This is a genomic window from Mesorhizobium sp. WSM4846 (genome assembly GCF_055811415.1).
Genome location: NZ_JBVVPZ010000038.1, coordinates 18,189 through 34,764 on the forward strand (window position 1 = coordinate 18,189; position 16,576 = coordinate 34,764).

General features: G+C 64.1%; 13 protein-coding genes and 1 pseudogene. 3 read left to right on the plus strand and 11 right to left on the minus strand.

Annotation, left to right across the window (positions count from 1 at the left end; genetic code table 11):
• Nucleotides 1-2: 2 nt before the first annotated feature.
• The 4 genes from AC0L15_RS25425 to oiaX form a co-directional block, all read right to left on the minus strand.
• The gene (locus AC0L15_RS25425) at nucleotides 3-662 is read right to left on the minus strand and encodes a 2Fe-2S iron-sulfur cluster-binding protein (RefSeq protein WP_287245343.1); all 660 of its coding nucleotides are present in this window, start codon (nucleotides 660-662) and stop codon (nucleotides 3-5) included.
• 90 nt (nucleotides 663-752) lie between these two features.
• Complete coding sequence (locus AC0L15_RS25430) at nucleotides 753-1,637, minus strand: helix-turn-helix domain-containing protein (RefSeq protein WP_287062967.1); 885 nt, start codon at nucleotides 1,635-1,637, stop codon at nucleotides 753-755.
• 168 nt (nucleotides 1,638-1,805) lie between these two features.
• The gene (locus AC0L15_RS25435) at nucleotides 1,806-3,140 is read right to left on the minus strand and encodes a four-carbon acid sugar kinase family protein (RefSeq protein ID WP_287245337.1); all 1,335 of its coding nucleotides are present in this window, start codon (nucleotides 3,138-3,140) and stop codon (nucleotides 1,806-1,808) included.
• Between the two features lie 4 nt (nucleotides 3,141-3,144).
• The gene (gene oiaX / locus AC0L15_RS25440) at nucleotides 3,145-4,395 is read right to left on the minus strand and encodes a 3-oxo-isoapionate-4-phosphate decarboxylase OiaX (RefSeq protein ID WP_287062963.1); all 1,251 of its coding nucleotides are present in this window, start codon (nucleotides 4,393-4,395) and stop codon (nucleotides 3,145-3,147) included.
• A 141-nt stretch (nucleotides 4,396-4,536) separates the two neighbouring features.
• On the opposite strand from oiaX, the gene AC0L15_RS25445 reads away from it, so the two are divergent.
• Nucleotides 4,537-5,250 (plus strand): transcriptional regulator NanR, encoded by a 714-nt coding sequence (locus AC0L15_RS25445; RefSeq protein ID WP_287062961.1) that lies wholly within the window; start codon nucleotides 4,537-4,539, stop codon nucleotides 5,248-5,250.
• 1 nt (nucleotide 5,251) lies between these two features.
• On the opposite strand, the pseudogene apnL reads toward AC0L15_RS25445, so the two are convergent.
• From apnL to AC0L15_RS25475, 6 genes and pseudogenes are all read right to left on the minus strand, one after another.
• Nucleotides 5,252-7,092, minus strand: a pseudogene (gene apnL / locus AC0L15_RS25450) (D-apionate lactonase).
• On the minus strand, nucleotides 7,089-8,123 hold the full coding sequence (locus tag AC0L15_RS25455; protein WP_473497501.1) for a Gfo/Idh/MocA family protein: 1,035 nt from the start codon (nucleotides 8,121-8,123) through the stop codon (nucleotides 7,089-7,091). Before AC0L15_RS25455 ends, apnL begins: the two are co-directional and overlap by 4 nt.
• Before the next feature lie 3 nt (nucleotides 8,124-8,126).
• Nucleotides 8,127-9,191 (minus strand): ABC transporter permease, encoded by a 1,065-nt coding sequence (locus AC0L15_RS25460; RefSeq protein ID WP_023800208.1) that lies wholly within the window; start codon nucleotides 9,189-9,191, stop codon nucleotides 8,127-8,129.
• Nucleotides 9,184-10,740: a sugar ABC transporter ATP-binding protein gene (locus AC0L15_RS25465; RefSeq protein ID WP_287245328.1), complete on the minus strand. Its 1,557-nt coding sequence runs from the start codon at nucleotides 10,738-10,740 to the stop codon at nucleotides 9,184-9,186. Before AC0L15_RS25465 ends, AC0L15_RS25460 begins: the two co-directional genes overlap by 8 nt.
• Nucleotides 10,737-11,381, minus strand: a complete 645-nt coding sequence (locus AC0L15_RS25470; RefSeq protein ID WP_287245325.1) for a DUF2291 family protein — start codon at nucleotides 11,379-11,381, stop codon at nucleotides 10,737-10,739. Before AC0L15_RS25470 ends, AC0L15_RS25465 begins: the two co-directional genes overlap by 4 nt.
• 93 nt (nucleotides 11,382-11,474) lie before the next feature.
• On the minus strand, nucleotides 11,475-12,416 hold the full coding sequence (locus tag AC0L15_RS25475; RefSeq protein ID WP_287245324.1) for a D-ribose ABC transporter substrate-binding protein: 942 nt from the start codon (nucleotides 12,414-12,416) through the stop codon (nucleotides 11,475-11,477).
• A 566-nt stretch (nucleotides 12,417-12,982) separates the two neighbouring features.
• On the opposite strand from AC0L15_RS25475, the gene AC0L15_RS25480 reads away from it, so the two are divergent.
• Together AC0L15_RS25480 and AC0L15_RS25485 are read left to right on the plus strand one after the other, a co-directional pair.
• Entirely contained in the window at nucleotides 12,983-14,773 is a 1,791-nt protein-coding gene (locus tag AC0L15_RS25480; protein ID WP_353812992.1) for a polysaccharide biosynthesis/export family protein, read from the plus strand.
• Between the two features lie 62 nt (nucleotides 14,774-14,835).
• The gene (locus AC0L15_RS25485; RefSeq protein WP_287245322.1) at nucleotides 14,836-15,594 is read left to right on the plus strand and encodes a hypothetical protein; all 759 of its coding nucleotides are present in this window, start codon (nucleotides 14,836-14,838) and stop codon (nucleotides 15,592-15,594) included.
• Between the two features lie 52 nt (nucleotides 15,595-15,646).
• Here the strand turns inward: AC0L15_RS25485 and AC0L15_RS25490 are convergent, their stop codons facing one another.
• A complete protein-coding gene (locus AC0L15_RS25490) occupies nucleotides 15,647-16,474 on the minus strand; it encodes a phosphogluconate dehydrogenase C-terminal domain-containing protein (protein ID WP_128167473.1) in 828 nt (275 codons plus the stop codon).
• Nucleotides 16,475-16,576 lie beyond the last annotated feature (102 nt).

Sequence of the window (16,576 nt, forward strand, 5' to 3'; positions counted from 1 at the left end):
GCTCACGCCCCCTCTGCCGCGTAGCGGATTGCAGCGACAATGTTCGGATAAGCGGCACAACGGCAGATGTTGCCGCTCATCCGCTCGCGGATCTCGGCATCGGTTAGGGCGACGGAAACCGCTGCCAGGTCGGCGCTCGCATGGCTCGGCCAGCCGGCCCTGGCCTCGCCCAGCATAGCGACCGCCGAGCAGATCTGGCCCGGCGTGCAGTAGCCGCACTGAAAGCCGTCGCGGGCAACGAACGCGGCCTGCACCGGATGCAGCCGGTCGCCCTCGGACAGGCCCTCGACCGTGGTGATCTCGTCGCCTTCATGCATTGCCGCAAGCGTCAGGCAGGAATTGATCCGGCGCCCATCGACCAGCACCGTGCACGCGCCGCACTGGCCGTGGTCGCAGCCTTTCTTCGAGCCGGTGAGGCCGAGATGGTTGCGCAGCGCGTCGAGCAGCGTCGTCCGCGGGTCGAGCTCGACGGCAAAATCCTTGGCGTTGATCCGCAGCGACATCGGCATCGTCGGCGCCGGCGTCGGCGATGCGGCCGCCGCAACGGCGCCGGCCGGCTCCGCGTATACCGGTATACTGGTAGCCAGCAGCACGCCGGTCGCCACCCCGCCCTCCAGAACCGTTCGACGAGTCGGCCTGCTCCTTGTGTCTGTTTTGGCCATGCATGATCTCCCAGTCGCAGTTCTGTCACTCATCGACCTTGGAGGTGGGAAGGCGCGCGGCGGCTTTCTTTCATGAAACCGGCGGCAATATCAGGATTCCGGAGAAGAATTCACCCGATAGGCCCGAGGCGTCATGCCCCTGAGACGCCGGAACGTCGTGGTGAAGTGGCTCTGGCTTGAAAAGCCGAGCCGAAAGGCAATGCTGCCGATCGACAAACCCGTTTCGCGCAGCAGTATCTCGGCTCGCCGCACGCGTTCCTCGATCACATAGGCATAGGGTGCAAGCCCGGTCGTCGCCTTGAATCGGCGTGCAAAACTGTCGACGGCCATGCCCGCGACGGCTGCCAACTCGCTTAGCGAAACGTCGGCATTCATATGGGCATCGATGTAAGCCTGAACTCGACCAAGCGCGCGACGGCTGAGACAGCCGTGACGCACTGACGGGTGTTGCTCCCGGTTCAGGGTGGCCACGCGGAGGCTGACCAGGGCGACCAGATGCTCGATATAGGCGGTGTCCGGCTTGTGGCCGAGTGCCATCTCGTCGCGAAGCGAACTCAGCAGCGTGGCGATCACCACGTCTTCCCTGTTCACCAGGATCGGCAGGTCTCTCAGGCGTTCGCAGCCGGGAAGCCTGATATCGGGATCGATCCACAGGGCTGAGTAGGAGAGGTCTACATCGCGATAGAAGCCCTGCCGCTCGGCGCCTGCGGGGACGAAGGTGAGGGCTCCGGGACGGTCCATTCCGTCGTACAGCGATTTTGCCTCGTGCCGGATAGATGTATGGGAAGTTCCGCCTTCTTCGGTCAGCACGATCAGATGATGAGGGGCTGTCCAGCGCAGCTCCGCCTCGCGGCACGCCCACCGCCGGTTGTCGAAAACGATCGAGGAGCTTCCCCATGACGCGGTTTGCAGGGGCTCCGACTTCTCCCCCTGGCTGCGAACCCGTCCGTCACCAAGCAATGGTCTGAATGACATCGCGGCATCCCGCTGGTTCATTCGCGGAGCCGTGATCCAGCCCCGCTTGAGCGTTTACGCCGCCCCGCCGCTGCGCGTAAGGCGCCTTATGTGGGGCAGGCATCTGGCGTTGGTAACCGCGCCGTGTTCAAGAAGTCGTGAGATCAGCCAAATCCAGCGCGCCTGCTGTCAGCCGCCGAGCCCATCGCGGATGGCGCAGAAATAGCGATCGGTTCCGACTTGCCCGCCCTTGAGGGCAATCTCCAGTCCGTCGATCGCCTTGACGCGCGAGTGGGCGACGCAAAGCGGCGAGCCCGGCGAGGCGGGCAGCGGCATCCTGACCGTCAGCGCATCGACGCCCATCTGGCCGAGCGCATGGCTCGACGTATCGCCGCCGGCAATGACCACGCGCTGCAATTTCTGCTCGATCGTCAGCTCGCGAAGAAGTTCGCCGAGGCCGCGGCCAAGCTTATGGCGGGCGCCTTCCTGCCGGTCGATTTCGGCGCCCCGGACGGCTGTGGGGCCGAGGGCTGTGTAGAGGACGACGCTGCGACCGGCTTCCAGGCTGGCACGCCCGCTTGCTGCCGCGCGCGCAATCGCATCGCTGGAGGCTTCGGAAACCAGTTCGACAGGGTCCACCTCGACCCCGTCGAAACCGTCCGTCAAAGCATGCCGGATCTGTCGTTCCGTCGTCGGCGAGCAGCTGCCCGAGACCACCGCGATCCGGTCGGCCGCACCCGGCGGCGAAAAGCTGGGCTCGGCACGGACGGTCCGGTTGGCGGCCCATTCGGCCAGCAGTGCATATTCGATGCCCGACGAGCCGACGACGAATGTACCGCCCGGCCGGCGAACGCGCCATATCTCCTTGCCGGCAAGCGCCTGGCTTTCCAGGCTGTCGACATCCAAAAGCACGATTCTGGTGCCATTTTCGGTCAGGCGATCGAACGCTTTCGACCGGGACGCTGACTGCAGCGTCGCCAGGTCGACCAGTCCCGAGGTGAGGTCCGTCTGGCGCGACAGATGGATCAGCAGGTCGGATTCATCCATCGGCGTGGTCGGGTGGCGGCTCATCACCGGGTGGCGATCGATACGGAAATATTTTTCGCGGTAGGCAGCAAACAGATGGCCGAAGGCGGTGTAGCGCTTGAGCTGTGGCGCGCCGACCACAAGCGGCACGCTGGCCTGGCTGAAAACCGAGCGGCCGATCTCGATAGCCCGGCCGATGCTGCCGATCGTCGGGCTGGAATCGAAGGTCGAGCAGACCTTGTAGTGGCAGATCTCGGCGTTCAGGGTCTTCAGCCAGGCGAAGGCGCGCTTGAGATGCATGTCCATCCACTGCGGCGTCTCGCTTCGGCTGGTGCCGGCCAGGCCGATGGCACGGCAATGCCCGAACTGCGAAAGCATGGCCTCGTCCGGCTGACGCATGAACAGCACGGTCGGCACGCCGCCGAGCTCGAGCGCCTCCATGACGTCGGTCGAGCCGGTGAGATCATCGCCATAATAGCTCAGAAGCAGGCTTTGCATGGCGTCAGGCCGCTTTGCCGTCGCCGAATTTCTCGATCGACCGCGCCAGTTCCGGGTGGCTCAAGGCGAACTCCGCCAACGGTATGCCATCGACCGCCGCCTGCCAGGCTTGCTGCACGGCGCGTACGCCGGCGCCCGGTCCGTCAGGATGGCTGACGATGCCGCCGCCGCAGAGATAGAGAAGATCGACAGTTCGGCCGGTTCGCCGATAGGTTTCGGGGGCTTGTCCACCCCATTGGCCGGAGCCGGCGACCGGCAGCGCGCAATCATCCGGCGAAAAGATCGGCGTGGTCACCGCCTCGAAGGAACTGATGAAGGACCAGTCGGGCTCCCAGTATTTCGAAGCGATGCCGTTGATCTGGAACTGATCGACGCCGAGCAGCCGCCAGAACTGCTGCCAGACCTTGAAATCCATGCCGAGGCCGGGGTGGCGGGTGAGGATGTCCCAGCCGTTGCGGTGCGCATGGAGCACCAGGCTGGAGCGCTTTCTCAGGTAAGCCATGCCGCCGAAGCCGACGGAATTGATGTTGACCACGGCGCAATTGCCGCCGGCCTTCGCCACCAGATCATGGTTGCGCATCATCTCGTCCGGGTCGGCGTGCGAGATGCCAAAGGCATACATCACCTTTTTGCCGGACTTCTGCTCATGGTCGAGGACGAGCGGCATGGTCGCCTTCACCCGTTCCGACAGCGGCGAATAGGCCGGACTCATCAACTTCTCGTCGTCCTTGATGAAATCGACGCCGGCGGCGATCAACTCACCGACCATTTCGGCCGTCTCGTGCGGGCGCAGCCCAAGCGCCGGCTTGACGATCGTTCCGATGATCGGGCGATCCCTGACGCCGGTCAGCCGGCGGCTGCCGGCGACACCGAATTGCGGACCCGGATGCGCGCCCCGGTATTCCTCAGGCAGCTTCATGTCGACGATGCGGATGCCGGACAGGCCCTTGATCGAGAAGGCGCCGCCGATGGCGATGGTCATCAATGCCGAAAGATCGGTGCCGATGGCATCAAACGGAAATGCGATGTCGACATCCGCGCGCTTGAAGGGCCCGACGCCGGCTTCCGGAAGGGACGGGCGTTCGGCGTCCGGAAGAGGCCGTATCGCCAGTACGCGCGCCGCCACCCGCGCCTTGAGCTCCTCGGTCTCGCCGGCCAGCGCGACGAAGGTTCCGGTCGACTGGTCGCTGGCGATCTTGGCCGCCAGCGCGTCGATGCTGCCTGGGGTTTCGATGCGATAGGTGAGGGTGATCATAGTCCGAAAAAAGTTCCCTGAGCCTCGAAATCTGGTATAATGAGTACATAAGTATTGCAAGCGATATCCTGCTCGGCCGAGCATTCCGGGAATCGTGATGACGATGCTAAACAGAACCGGTCAAGGGAGTGATTCGCGACGATGAACCGTTCGGAGCCGATCGTCCGGCGCAAACTTTCCGACGAAGTGTTTTTGCGACTGAAGCGTTTGATCACCAGCGGCGAATTGCAGCCGGGCGACGACATGCCGTCGGAGCGCGAGTTGATGGAGCGCTTCGCGGTCGGCAGGCCGGCGATCCGCGAGGCGATGCAGGCGTTGAGCAATATGGGCCTTGTCGCGATCTCGCATGGCGAGCGGGCCAAGGTGCTTCAGCTGACCGCCAAGTCGATCATCAAGCAGGTCGACGGCGCCGCCAAAATCATCCTATCGTCGTCGAAGGACACGCTGGAGCACCTCAAGAGCGCCCGCATCTTCTTCGAGCGCGGCATGGTCAGGGAAGCCGCCGAAAAGGCCACCGCCGAAGACGTGCAGCGGTTGCGGGCAACCGTTGCCGAACAGCGGAGCTTTCGCGGCGATTCCGAAGCCTTCATATCCGCCGATATGAAGTTTCATACCCAGATCGCGGCCATATCCGGCAACCCGATCTATGTCGCGGTCAGCGAAGCGATGCTTGGCTGGCTGAAGGAATATCACACCGAGATGCTGATCTGGAGCGGCAAGGAAAATTTCACGCTGACCGAGCACGAAGAGATTATCGGCCGCATCGATCAGAAGGACGCGGACGGCGCCGAGAAGGCGATGATCAAGCATCTTGAGCGTTCACGCGCGCTCTATGTGATGAATTCCGGCAGCTGATTCACCCGATCCGGGTGATCGCGTAAGGCGTCATCACAAGGCGGCGTCGTTTGATCCCGGAAATATCAACCGTCACTTCGCTCGCCGTCAGGTTCGCCAGCCACATGACGGTCTGGCCCGCGGCAGAACGGCTGGCCAGCGTGAGCAGCCGCGTCTCATCGCTCGTCCTCGCCGCTACGTGCCTGAAGCCGGCCAGTTCGCAAAGCCCCTGCACGGCCTGGAAGATCGGCCGGGGTTCGCCTTCGCCGACGGGTTCCGCGGATTCCGCGAGCACGCCGAACGATCCGCTGAAGCTGGAAAGCGTGAGCATCTCCAGTCCGGCCGGCGCGACGCGCGCGGCATAGCCGATCGTCCATGCTGCCGCGAACAGCCCGGCATGGCGAGGATCCCGGTCGGCCATGGCGATGCGCTGACGGTGCGGATTGGCCTTGGTCGCGCCGCCATAGGGGTTCTGTCGCATGGCGATGGTCGACGGGCCGATCCGGTAGGGTTTTGCTCCGAAGATCGCCCGCGCCGATTGTGTGATGAACGGCAGTGCCTCCAGCGATTGCATGACGCTGAGATCGTCGGCGGCGTGCACGATCGGGCAGGTGCAGTGGCTGACGAAATCGAGCAGATCGGCGGGAACGCGCTTGCGGTTGAGTTCGGTGAAATAGCTGAACATGCCGCCGCCGAGGCGGATGTCGGGAAAGGCGCGGCACGCCGCGGCATAGACATCTTCAAGCGGCGGACATTCAGGCCATGCGCTGCCCGGCGGCGTCGACTGCCGGTCGACCGAAGGCGAGACGGCAATAGCCGAGAGCTTCAGCCCGGCCTGACGCACCATGCCGGCGACGCCTGAGAGCTCGGCATCGAGATCGCCAACGCAGGAAACGACGCATTCGAGCGTGGTCTCGACCGGGTAGGCTGCGGCGAGCCGGGCAAAGGACTGCAAGGCGTCGAGACCATGGCCCCGCGTTGGATCGTAATGGAACATCAGCTGCTGCGGGCCGAGCGCGGACAGTGTCTGCAGGTTTGCCAGCGCCGTCTCGACCTCGTCGGGATAGATGATCACGCCGATATCCGGCAGCAGCGGTCCGGTTTCGCCGAGTTCGACTCGGACCGGCTCGGCTGCTGCTGCGGCAGCCGGCGCCCTGCCGTCGCCGGTCACACGCAGACTGACCGTCTGGCGCACAGTCCGGCCGGCGGGCAGCATGTAGGGCCAAGGCAGCGCCAGCGGCCGGACGTAGGTCTTGTAGGACGCGTCCGACCAATTGCGCTGGTCCTCCATCTCGAACGCATCGCCTTCCATCCGGCATTCCGCGGTGACGCCGGGCCGGACCTCATGCGTGATCGCCCGCAGATCCTTGAAAGGCTGCCAGGGGTCGATCAGCTCAGGAAGTTTCGTTGCGACGACGCTGCCGTCGGTGTGCTCGACAGTGACCGGGCTGCCGGCCAGCCCGGCGATCGGATGCAGGATGCAGAAGCCGCAGCGATTGGTCTCGAAAGCGTTTTCGGGAAGCGCGCTCACGTCGAAAACCAGCTGGCCGTCGGCGGAACCTTTGATCGTCGCGCGAAAGTCGAGCCGGCTTCCGTCCGGTCCGGCACAACTTGCCGAATAGCTGACGGAGAAAGTGTCGGCGCCCTGGTCGATGACCAAATCCGTCAGCGCCGGCTCGTAGGTGCCCCAGTCGCGATCCCTGACGATAATAGGCGATGGCGCGCAGCACCTCGATACCGCCATGGCGGATGGTGCGCAGATTGCCGTTGACGAAGTCCGCGCTGAGCGCGCCGGCGCAGCAAGCTGACTGGCTCGGCCTCGACCGCGGGTGTGCCATGGAGGAGGAAGGCATCCGCGGTCATCTCAGCAAAGCGTCGAGCTGCACCGGTTCACCGCTTGCAGCACCGGCATAGGCGGCCTCGACCAGCGCCAAGGTCCTAAGATTGTCGGCGCCCGAGGTTGCCGGCTCGGTCCCGTTCGCCAGGCAGTCGACCCAGTGCTTTTGAATGGCGACGACACTTTCCTGGATGTTGTGCCATGGCCGCGATGCCCAGGGCAGCAACGGTGGCGAGACGTCGCTGACCGCCGTTCCGTTCCTGCCGGTGACGGTGAGCCGGTAATTCTGCTCGAGCCGGATCGTGCCGTCGCTGCCGTCGATCTCGACCAGCGTCTGCGGAAACGGCTCGATGGCGAGCTTGGTCGCATAGCTGCAGTCGACCACGGACGTTGCGCCGCTCTTGTGGTCCATCAGCATGGTTGCGACGTCCTCGCCGGCAATGTTGGGGTTGATGCGAGCGGTTCGGGTCGTGATCGTCGAAACGTCGCCCAGCAGGAAGCGGGCTATGTCGAGACTGTGGATGCCGAGGTCTTCGATGATGAAGCGCTTTCCCGTCGCCAGATAGGGCTGCCCGGAAAACACGTCATAGGCCGAGCGGAACGAGATCCGGCCGAAGAAGGGCGTGCCGATGTCGCCGCTGTCGAGAACGGCGCGCACCGCCTGGATCGGCGACTGCCAGCGAAAATTTTCATGCACCATCAACGCCACGCCGGCATCGGCGCATGCCCTGACCATGGCCTTGGCGTCGGCAAGCGACGGCGCGAATGGTTTTTGGCAGATCGCCGGAACGCGGTTCTGTGCCGTCATCTCGACAAGCGAACGATGGCTCGGCGCGGTGGTGGCGATATCGACGAAATCCAGGCTTTCGCCGGCAAACAGTGCCGCCGCGTCGACGTAGCGCCGCACGATGCCGAACTGGTCGCCGAGCACCTTGAGCCGTTCCGGGTCGCGGTCGCAGATGGCGAAGATCGAGGCGCCTTCGATGTCGCGCCAGGCATGCATCTGGTTGACGGCGAAGAAGCCGCAGCCGATCAGCGCTCCTCGCAGTTCCGCCACGGGTCAGCCCGCCTTTGCCATCTGCATCAGCGTCACCCGGCTCTGCAGCCGGCGCTGCGCCTGGTCGACGACGACGGCGACGATGATGACGAGGCCCTTGATCACCATCTGCCAGAACGAGCTCACCCCCATCATCACCAGCCCGTCGGAAAGGATGCCGATGACGAAGGCGCCGACGATGGTGCCGCCGATCGTGCCGCGGCCACCCGACATCGAGGTGCCGCCGAGCACCGCCGCGGCGATGGCGTTGAGCTCGAAGCTTTCGCCGGTCGCCGGATGCGAGGCCATCAGTTCGGAGGAGATGATCAGCCCGACGACCGCCGCGCAGAAGCCGGAGAACATGTAGACGAACATCTTCACCATATTGACCCTGACGCCCGAAATCCGCGCCGCCCGTTCGTTGCCGCCGACGGCGAAGATGTGGCGGCCGAGCGGGGTGTATTTGGCCAGATAGGCCGCCCCAACTGCTACGACGACAAGAATCCATATCGAGACCGGCAGGCCGAGCAGCCGGCCGGCGCCGAGGAAGCCAAACCCGGTCGTGCCCAGATCGGGCTTGCCGACGAGGTTCGGAAAGGTGCGGCCATCCGACGACAGCAGCGCCAGGCCGCGCGCGACATAGAGCACGCCGAGCGTGGCGATGAACGGCGCGACATTCAGCCTGGTGATCAGCAATCCGTTGACGGCGCCGATCAATATGCCGACCGCCAGCGTGATCAGTGCGATCTCGAAGACGTTGAAATAGATCGTGTAGCCGACCTGCAGGTCGATGCCGTTGAGCACGAGATAGCCGGCGACCATGCCGCACAGGCCGACAATCGAGCCGACCGAGAGGTCGATGCCGCCGGTGATGATGACGAAGGTCATGCCCATGGCGAGGAAGGCGTTCAGCGCGACGTGCTTCGACATCAGGATCAGGTTGGCGGCCGACAGGAAATTCGGCGCCGCGATCGAGAAGAAGATCAGGACGGCGATCAACGCAATGAACGTCCTCGCCTTCATCAGCGTCAGCAGCACGGAGCCGCTCGAGGCGGAGGCAACCGAAGCCTTGGCCGGGATGTCAGTCATGGGCGTGGCTCTCCATGTGCGGGACCGGCCCGTGGCCAAGCGCCGATGCGGCGACAAGTGCCGCCTCCGTCGCCTCGGCGCGATCGAACATGCCGGTCAGTTTTCCGTTGCTCATCACCGCGATCCGGTCGGACAGCGCCATCACCTCGTCGAGATCGGAGGTGGCGAACAGAATGCCCAGCCCGTCGCGGGACAGTTTGCGCATGGTGCGAAAGACGTCGGCCTTGGCGCCGACATCGATGCCGCGGCTTGGTTCGTCCATCAACAGCACCTTCGGTCCGGTGAGCAGCGCCTTACCGATCACCACCTTCTGCTGGTTGCCGCCCGACAGCGACGAGACCTCCTGCGCCGGATCGGCGACCTTGATCGCCAGTTCCCGCACCATCTGCGTCACCGCCTGGTTCTCCTTGGCGCCGCTGATATGGAACAGGCGGACAAACCGCGACAGGCTGGCCAGCGTCAGATTGCTGGCGACCGAGAGGATCGACACCAGCCCTTCGCGCTGGCGGTCCTCGGGGATCAGTGCCAGCCCGCGCCGGATGCGCCGCGTGGTGTCGCGTTCCCTGACCTTCTTGCCGGCAATGAAGATCGCCCCGGTGGCATGGCCGTGGCGCCCCATGATGCAGTCGAACAGCTCGCTGCGACCGGCGCCCATCAGGCCGTATATGCCGAGGATCTCGCCGGCACGCAGCGACAGCGAGACATGATCGACCGCAAGCCCGCCGGTCACGCGCGGCAGGCAGATGTCCTCGGCGCGGAAGATCTCATCGCCCGGAACATGGCCGTCGGCCTTGGCGAAGTCCTTGGCGTCGGAGCCGATCATCTGCCGGACGATCCATTGCGTGTCGACGTTTTTCATCTTCTCCTGGCCGGTGATGCGGCCGTCGCGCAGCACGGTGATGTAGTCGCCGATGCGGACCAGTTCCTCGAGCCGGTGCGAGATGTAGACGATCGCCACGCCGCGCGCCTTGAGGTCGGCGATCACCTTGAACAGGATCTCGACTTCCGCCGCACTCAGCGCCGAGGTCGGTTCGTCCATGATCAGGATGCGCGCATCGAGCGAAACCGCCTTGGCGATCTCGACCAGCTGCTGCTGGCCGATGCGCAAATCCTCGACCAGCATGTCGGGCCGGATGCCGGCTTGCAGGCGCTCGAGAAATTCCGCCGCGCGGCGCTCCTGTTCCCGGCTATCGATCTTGCGGAACCGGTTGGTGATCTCGCGGGTGGCGAAAATATTCTCGGCGACCGTCAGGTTGCCGAACAGGTTCAGCTCCTGGAACACCATGCCGATGCCGCGGTTCACCGCGTCGCCGGATGAGGAGAAGGAAACCGCTTCGCCCTCCAGGAGAATGCGGCCGAGCGTCGGCTGTTCGACGCCGGCGATGATCTTCATCAGCGTCGATTTGCCGGCGCCGTTTTCGCCGACCAGCACGTTGACCGCGCCCTTGCGCACTTCGAAATTCGCGCGCTTGACCGCGACTGTGCCCGAATAGACCTTGGAGACGTCTTCCAGCTTCAGGATGACATCGTGATCGCCGGCAGCAGTCATGGCTTCGGCCCCACCTCTGCCTCCGCCGGGGTCACCAGCGGCAGGTCCTGGCCGCTGCCCATGACATAAGCGCCGACAACCCTGACGCTGCGGCCCTCCAGCGCTTCGCGCGGCAGCTTGGAGAGCACCGCCTTGTCGGCATGGATGTTGAACGCCTTGCCGAACTGGGCGAAGTCGATCTGGTTGGTAAAATCGTTGAACTGGATGAAGTCGAGGCTGTCGCGCAGCGCGGTGCCACGCATCGCCGGTCCGATCTGCACCCGTGCATCCGCCTTACCGTCACCGTCGGCATCGACATCCATGGTTGCCGCGCGTGATTGTGTGTTCGCCGCAACAATCTTGCCTTCGAGGCGAACCGCGAAGGTCCACGGCGAATTCGCCTGCTTCTTCGGATTGCCATACTTGGCGCCGGCAGCCGCAGGATCGGCTTTCGCCAGGGCGTGAACCTCGGGAAACGATCCGGCCTTCTGCTGGAGATAGGGCAGCATTTTGGCAGCCCAGATATCGCCGACCATCTTGTCCGCGTTGAAGGCCGGTGCATTGCCGCCATCTTCCGCGGACGGTGTCGGCAGGATCTTGCAGGCGGTCAGGCTGATGCCAAATATCGCGGCAACGGTCGGCCAAGTCAGCTTTGTCAACATGTCGGCTTGTTCGGCATGGCGGTCAGGGCACCCAGGAAATGGAAGCAAGGGACGAGCCGCAGGCTCGTCCCTTGCGATTGATGTCACGCCGACTCAGTTGGTCAGCGCGAAGGTTTCCAGCTTGGCGGCATTGTCGCCATTGATCAGGACGCAGTCCATCAGCTGCTTTTCCTCGGCCGGAGACTTCTTGTTCTTGATGAAGTCGTTGGCCTGCTCGACTGCCATCTGAGCCTGCGCATAGGCCGGCTGCAGGACCGTGGCCTTGATGCCGCCAGAGGCGATCGAGTCGCGGACGTCATTCGATCCGTCGAAGCCGACCACGATGACGTCCTTGCGGCCGGCGGCGGCAAGTGCTGCATGGGCGCCCATCGCCATCGTATCGTTGCCGGAGATCACGCCCTTGATTTCCGGATTGGCCTGGAGGATCGATTCCATCTTGGCATAGGCCTCAGTCTGGCTCCAGTTGGCCGATTGCTGCGCCACCATCTTCAGGTCCGGATAGTCGTCGATGACATCGTGGTAGCCCTTGGAGCGGATGCCGGCATTGGTGTCGGATTCCTTGCCGACCAGCTCGACGTAATTGCCCTTCTCGCCCATCAGCTTGACGAACTCCTGCGCGCCGAGCTGGGCGCCCTGGTAGTTGTTGGAGACGATCTGCGCGACGGCGACGCCGGTGGCGTTGATCTCGCGATCGATCAGGAACGACGGAACGCCCGCGTCCTTGGCCTTCTGCACGGCGGCGACCGAGGCGTCGGCGCCGGCATTGTCGAGGATGATCGCCTTGGCGCCGCGGCCGATCGCCGTGTCGATCAGCTCGGACTGCTTGTTGGCGTCGTCGTCATGGACCAGAACCAGCGTTTCATAGCCGAGTTCCTTGGCCTTGGCTTCCGCGCCGACGGCTTCCGCCTTGAAGAATGGGTTGTCGTGCGAGGGCGTGATGATGGCAATGAGATCCGCCGCATAGGCGGGTGCCGCGGTGCCCAGCGCCAGTATGCCGGCAAAAGCCGCAAATGTCATTCTGCGAGTGAGTTTCATGATTTCCTCCCATTTGAAAAAGCCTGTGCTTCCGCGGCCCAGGCTGAAATGCATTCCAGTTTGTCAGGCGGATCGCGTCCGGTGTCGCGGATCGGGTCATTTGCCGGCTCACCCGGGCGGATCATCTGGCTCGGTTCCGTCTTCAGCCTGCCCCTCCACCTGCCGCCTGCCCAATTTTCAGCCCGGCCTCGGCTGGCCAAAGCCATTCCAACAGCTAAGCCAACTGGTATAATGAGTCAACCACAAATTCAGATGATATGTATCTGATGAGCAGAAAGCGCCACCGGGGAGTCATCCCACCAAGAGCGACGCTTCGTTCCCTGCGACACGCCTGCAGTTGGCCAGGTCTGTGAACCACCACCTTAAGGGGTACGATACACGGGTGAGGGCGCAGTAATTAAGCAAGGAGTAGATACTCCTAAGCCTTATTCGGTGCTCAGCGGTACGCGCAGGCTTTGCTAGTGTCGCGTCGTGGTTGTGGAATTTCTCCCCGACCCCAGCCTGCGCGCGGTTTTTCTAATGAAATCCGTTCGCGGCAAGGGTCGCGTTGCCGGTGAGGTTCAGCTATGACTTTTGTGCAGAGTTTCAGGCCGCCATCCTGCAGCCCCGCGCCAAGCTTTGCTGACCGACGGCATCTGGCTTCATTGCGTGGCATGTGCGGCAGGAGCTGCAGCGCCATGCTGTGCCTCATTTCGTTCTGCATCATGCTGCTGGGATCTGCGGCACACGGTCGGCCGAAGGCTGACGACAGACTTGCTCCGCGAGACACGATCGAACTGCACGTTTGGCAATGGACTGCCTTGCGCGACGGCGTTCTGGAAGCGTTGCAGCTCAACCATAGTTTCACCATCGACTCGACTGGCACGCTTGACCTTCCATTGATCGGGAGCATTGCCGCCGCAGGTCTGCGTGAGGAAGAGCTGGCAAAGCTGATTTCCGACCGCTTGCAAGCCAGGAGCGGCCGTCAGGAACGGGCTGACATAACCGTCAAACTGATACAAAGTTCGCCTTCGGACCTCACAGCTTCGGTGGAGGTCAAACAAGAAGCGCCCGAACCGCCGGCTGACGCAGCCAGCGACGGCTCTTCGGCCGTGGCTTCGCAACGTGCCAGTGTCGAGAACGGCCAGGCCGAGGCGCAACCGGGCGTGCGCGGTTCCCACACACCTCGGCAGCCTGCTGCGGAGCAGCAGCAAACTTTGCAAGGGGCATTGCTGAATGAGCTAGCCGCCGCTCGCATGGAAATTGCGGCAGCGCGCGCGGAAGCACTTGCGGCTCGCCAGACTGCTCGCAACGATGCCGCGCGACACAATCAGAACCTTGCGACGGCGCGTCAACGGGCTGACGCCTTGGTGCGGGAACTCGATGCGATGCGGACTGACCGCGGTACGCTGGAACAAAAGCTCTTTGCAGCGCTGAGGGAAGTCGACGCGCTCAGGAAGAGCGTGCAGCCGGCTCGCGGTGACCCAGCTCGCGCTGACCATGACGGCCGCGATTTGGCGGCGGCGCGAGCCGAACTGGCCGTGATGCAGCGCGGCGCCCGCGATGCCAGTGCGCAGGCGCGTGCGGTAGCCGACATGATGGCTGAACAAGCACAGGCGCTAAAACAGCAGCGGCGACGGGCCGAAGAGCTCGCGCTCGATCTGGAAGTGGCGCAAAGCCAAGTGAAAGGCTTGAAGGCCAAAGCCACTCTCGCCGATCACGAGAAGGCCGCCATGCTTGAAGCGCGTCACTCCATGGCGGCCTCTGTGGCAGAGGCGCAGCGAGCGCTGGATGAGGAGCGGCACAAGGCTGAGCGCTTCGGACGCGAACTCACCGCGGCGCGCCAGACCATCGACGCGCTTAAGACAAGCGCGGATCTGGCTGCGGCTGCGCGCACCGACGCCATCAGGGAACGACAGGTGGCCGAGGCGGCTTTGAAGCGAGCTGGCGACGCACTCGAACTGGAGCGCGAACGGGCAGATTCAGCTGCTCGTGATCGCGACAGCGCCCGGCGGGAACGCGACGCGGCAAGGCAGGAAGCGAGCCGCGTCTCGATGGAGCTGAGCGTGGCGTTGGAGCAGGAGCGCAACAAGGCCGTCGGCCTGGCCCGCGAGCTCAGCGCCGCTCGAAAGGCGATTGACGTTGAAAAGGCCCGGGATGAGCGTCGCAGCGAGCGTATCAACCGCGTTCCGAAAGCGCGTGCCGTCGCAGCTTCGCGTGCAGATGTGTCCGTGCGCTCGCGACCAGCCCGTCAATCGGGGTTGCGTGAAAACCACAAAGTGAAGGCCAAAAAACCATCGCGACCTGTTCTGGTGGCGACCATCGCGCTTCCCGACGCGTTGCTCCCGACGCGACCGCCGAAGCTCGGCGCTCCCTAGCGAGGCGTGATCGTGAAGGGCATTTCCGTGGGCCGAATCCATGCCGCAGGAGGAATATGGTGATGAACAAATACGTCGCAGCCGCATTGACCGTCGCGATCGCAATTTGCCCTGCCTCGGCTCTTGAGGCGGGGCTTGGCGGCAAACTTGGCGGTGTCGGGGTCGGTGCTGGCCTTAGCGCCGGCCCGAAAGGCGCCTCGGTGGCGGGCGGCTCGAGCGTCGACGGAGTAGGGGGAGCAAGCCTTGGCGGATCGCTCGGCGCGGGCAAGGGGTCGCTCGGTGCCGGACTTGGCGTCAGCGGCAACCTCGGCGGCGCAAGCGGCGGCCTGTCGACAGGTGTCGGGGTGGGCGACCGTTCGTCCGCATCGGGCACCGCTCCAGGAGGTAAGCCAGGCAACCCGGCGCTGGGCGCTGGGCAAGCCGCAAGCAGCAATGCCGGCATCACGCCAGCCACCACCAAGGCCAAGGCTGCGAGTCAATTCGCCATCCTGCCGCGCAAGCTCAGGCCTTCTGGAACTGATCGCAACACGTCGGCGCGGATCACCTATGGCTATCCGTTTATGGCGCCACTGAAAGCCAAACCCGGTATCCCACCAGCTGTGGTGCGCGCCTGCCGCACGGCGATCGGGTCGGCCGCCACGCCGCTTGGCGCCGTGCTTGTTCACGCGGTAAGCGCGGGCCCGTTGCAGCAACGTCGGGGCGCGCTCACGGCGCCGATCGAGGTGCGCATACACTATGCAAGACAAGGCGGCGTCGAGGTTCGGCAGGCGCGAGTCGGCTGTCGCCTCGATGCGGCGGGTAGAGTCACCGCGGTGACATAGGACGCGCCTGTACCTTCTCCTACGAGAGGAGAAGGAAAGGCGGCTTCCGCCTTCAGGTGATGCGCTGGATGCTCGCTGCAATCTCTTCCGGCTCGAAGACCCGCTTCCAGTCCTCGCGCATCAGCACCGGCTTGCCGAACTCGATGGCCTTGTTGCAGGCGTCGGAGAACACGCCCTTGGTCTCGCCGAAGATGACGGCGCCGAGCACATTCATGTGGCCAAGCAGGAAGTCGAGCGCGGCCTGCTGGTCGACTCCGCGCGCGACGACCTCGTCGACCGCTTCCTTCATGACCACCAGCAGCGAAGCGCAGACGGTCTCCGAAAGGCCCGGCTCGAGCAGCGCCATCTGGTCGACCGTGACGCGATGCGACCGCATCACCGGTGCCCAGATGATCTTGGCGATCGCTTCGCCCTTGGCGAAATCCTCCTCAGGTCCCTGCATCAGCGCGCTGACCATATGCTGCTTGGCCTTGACGCCGCCGAAATAGTCCTTCTTGGCCGCCATGTCGGTCTCGTCGTTGAAGATAGGCGGATGGCAGGGATGGGTGACGAAATAGGTCAGGTCCGGCCGCTTCGGCAAATGACCGGCGAAAGGCGCTGCGGCGTCGAGCACGACCACCATTGTGCCGGACGCAAGCTTGCCCTCGATGCTGGCCGCGACCCTGCCGATATGGGTGTCGGGAACCGCCAGGATAACCACCTCGGCGCCGTTCAGGGCTTCATCGGCGCTGACCGCGTCGAGGCCCAGCCCGGTCTTCAGCCGCTCGCGGCCGGCGTCGCTGACCTCGACATGGCGTAGGATGTAGGGAGAGCCGCGAAAATTGGTCGACAGGCGGTAACCCATTTTGCCGCCGGCACCAAACAGCGCAATCGTAGTCATCTGGCCCTACTCCTGATTTCCAACGATGGCCCTGCCGATCGTCACCTTAGTAACTGGTATAATCACACTACCATGGATTGGCAACCCGTTTGGGACGTACGC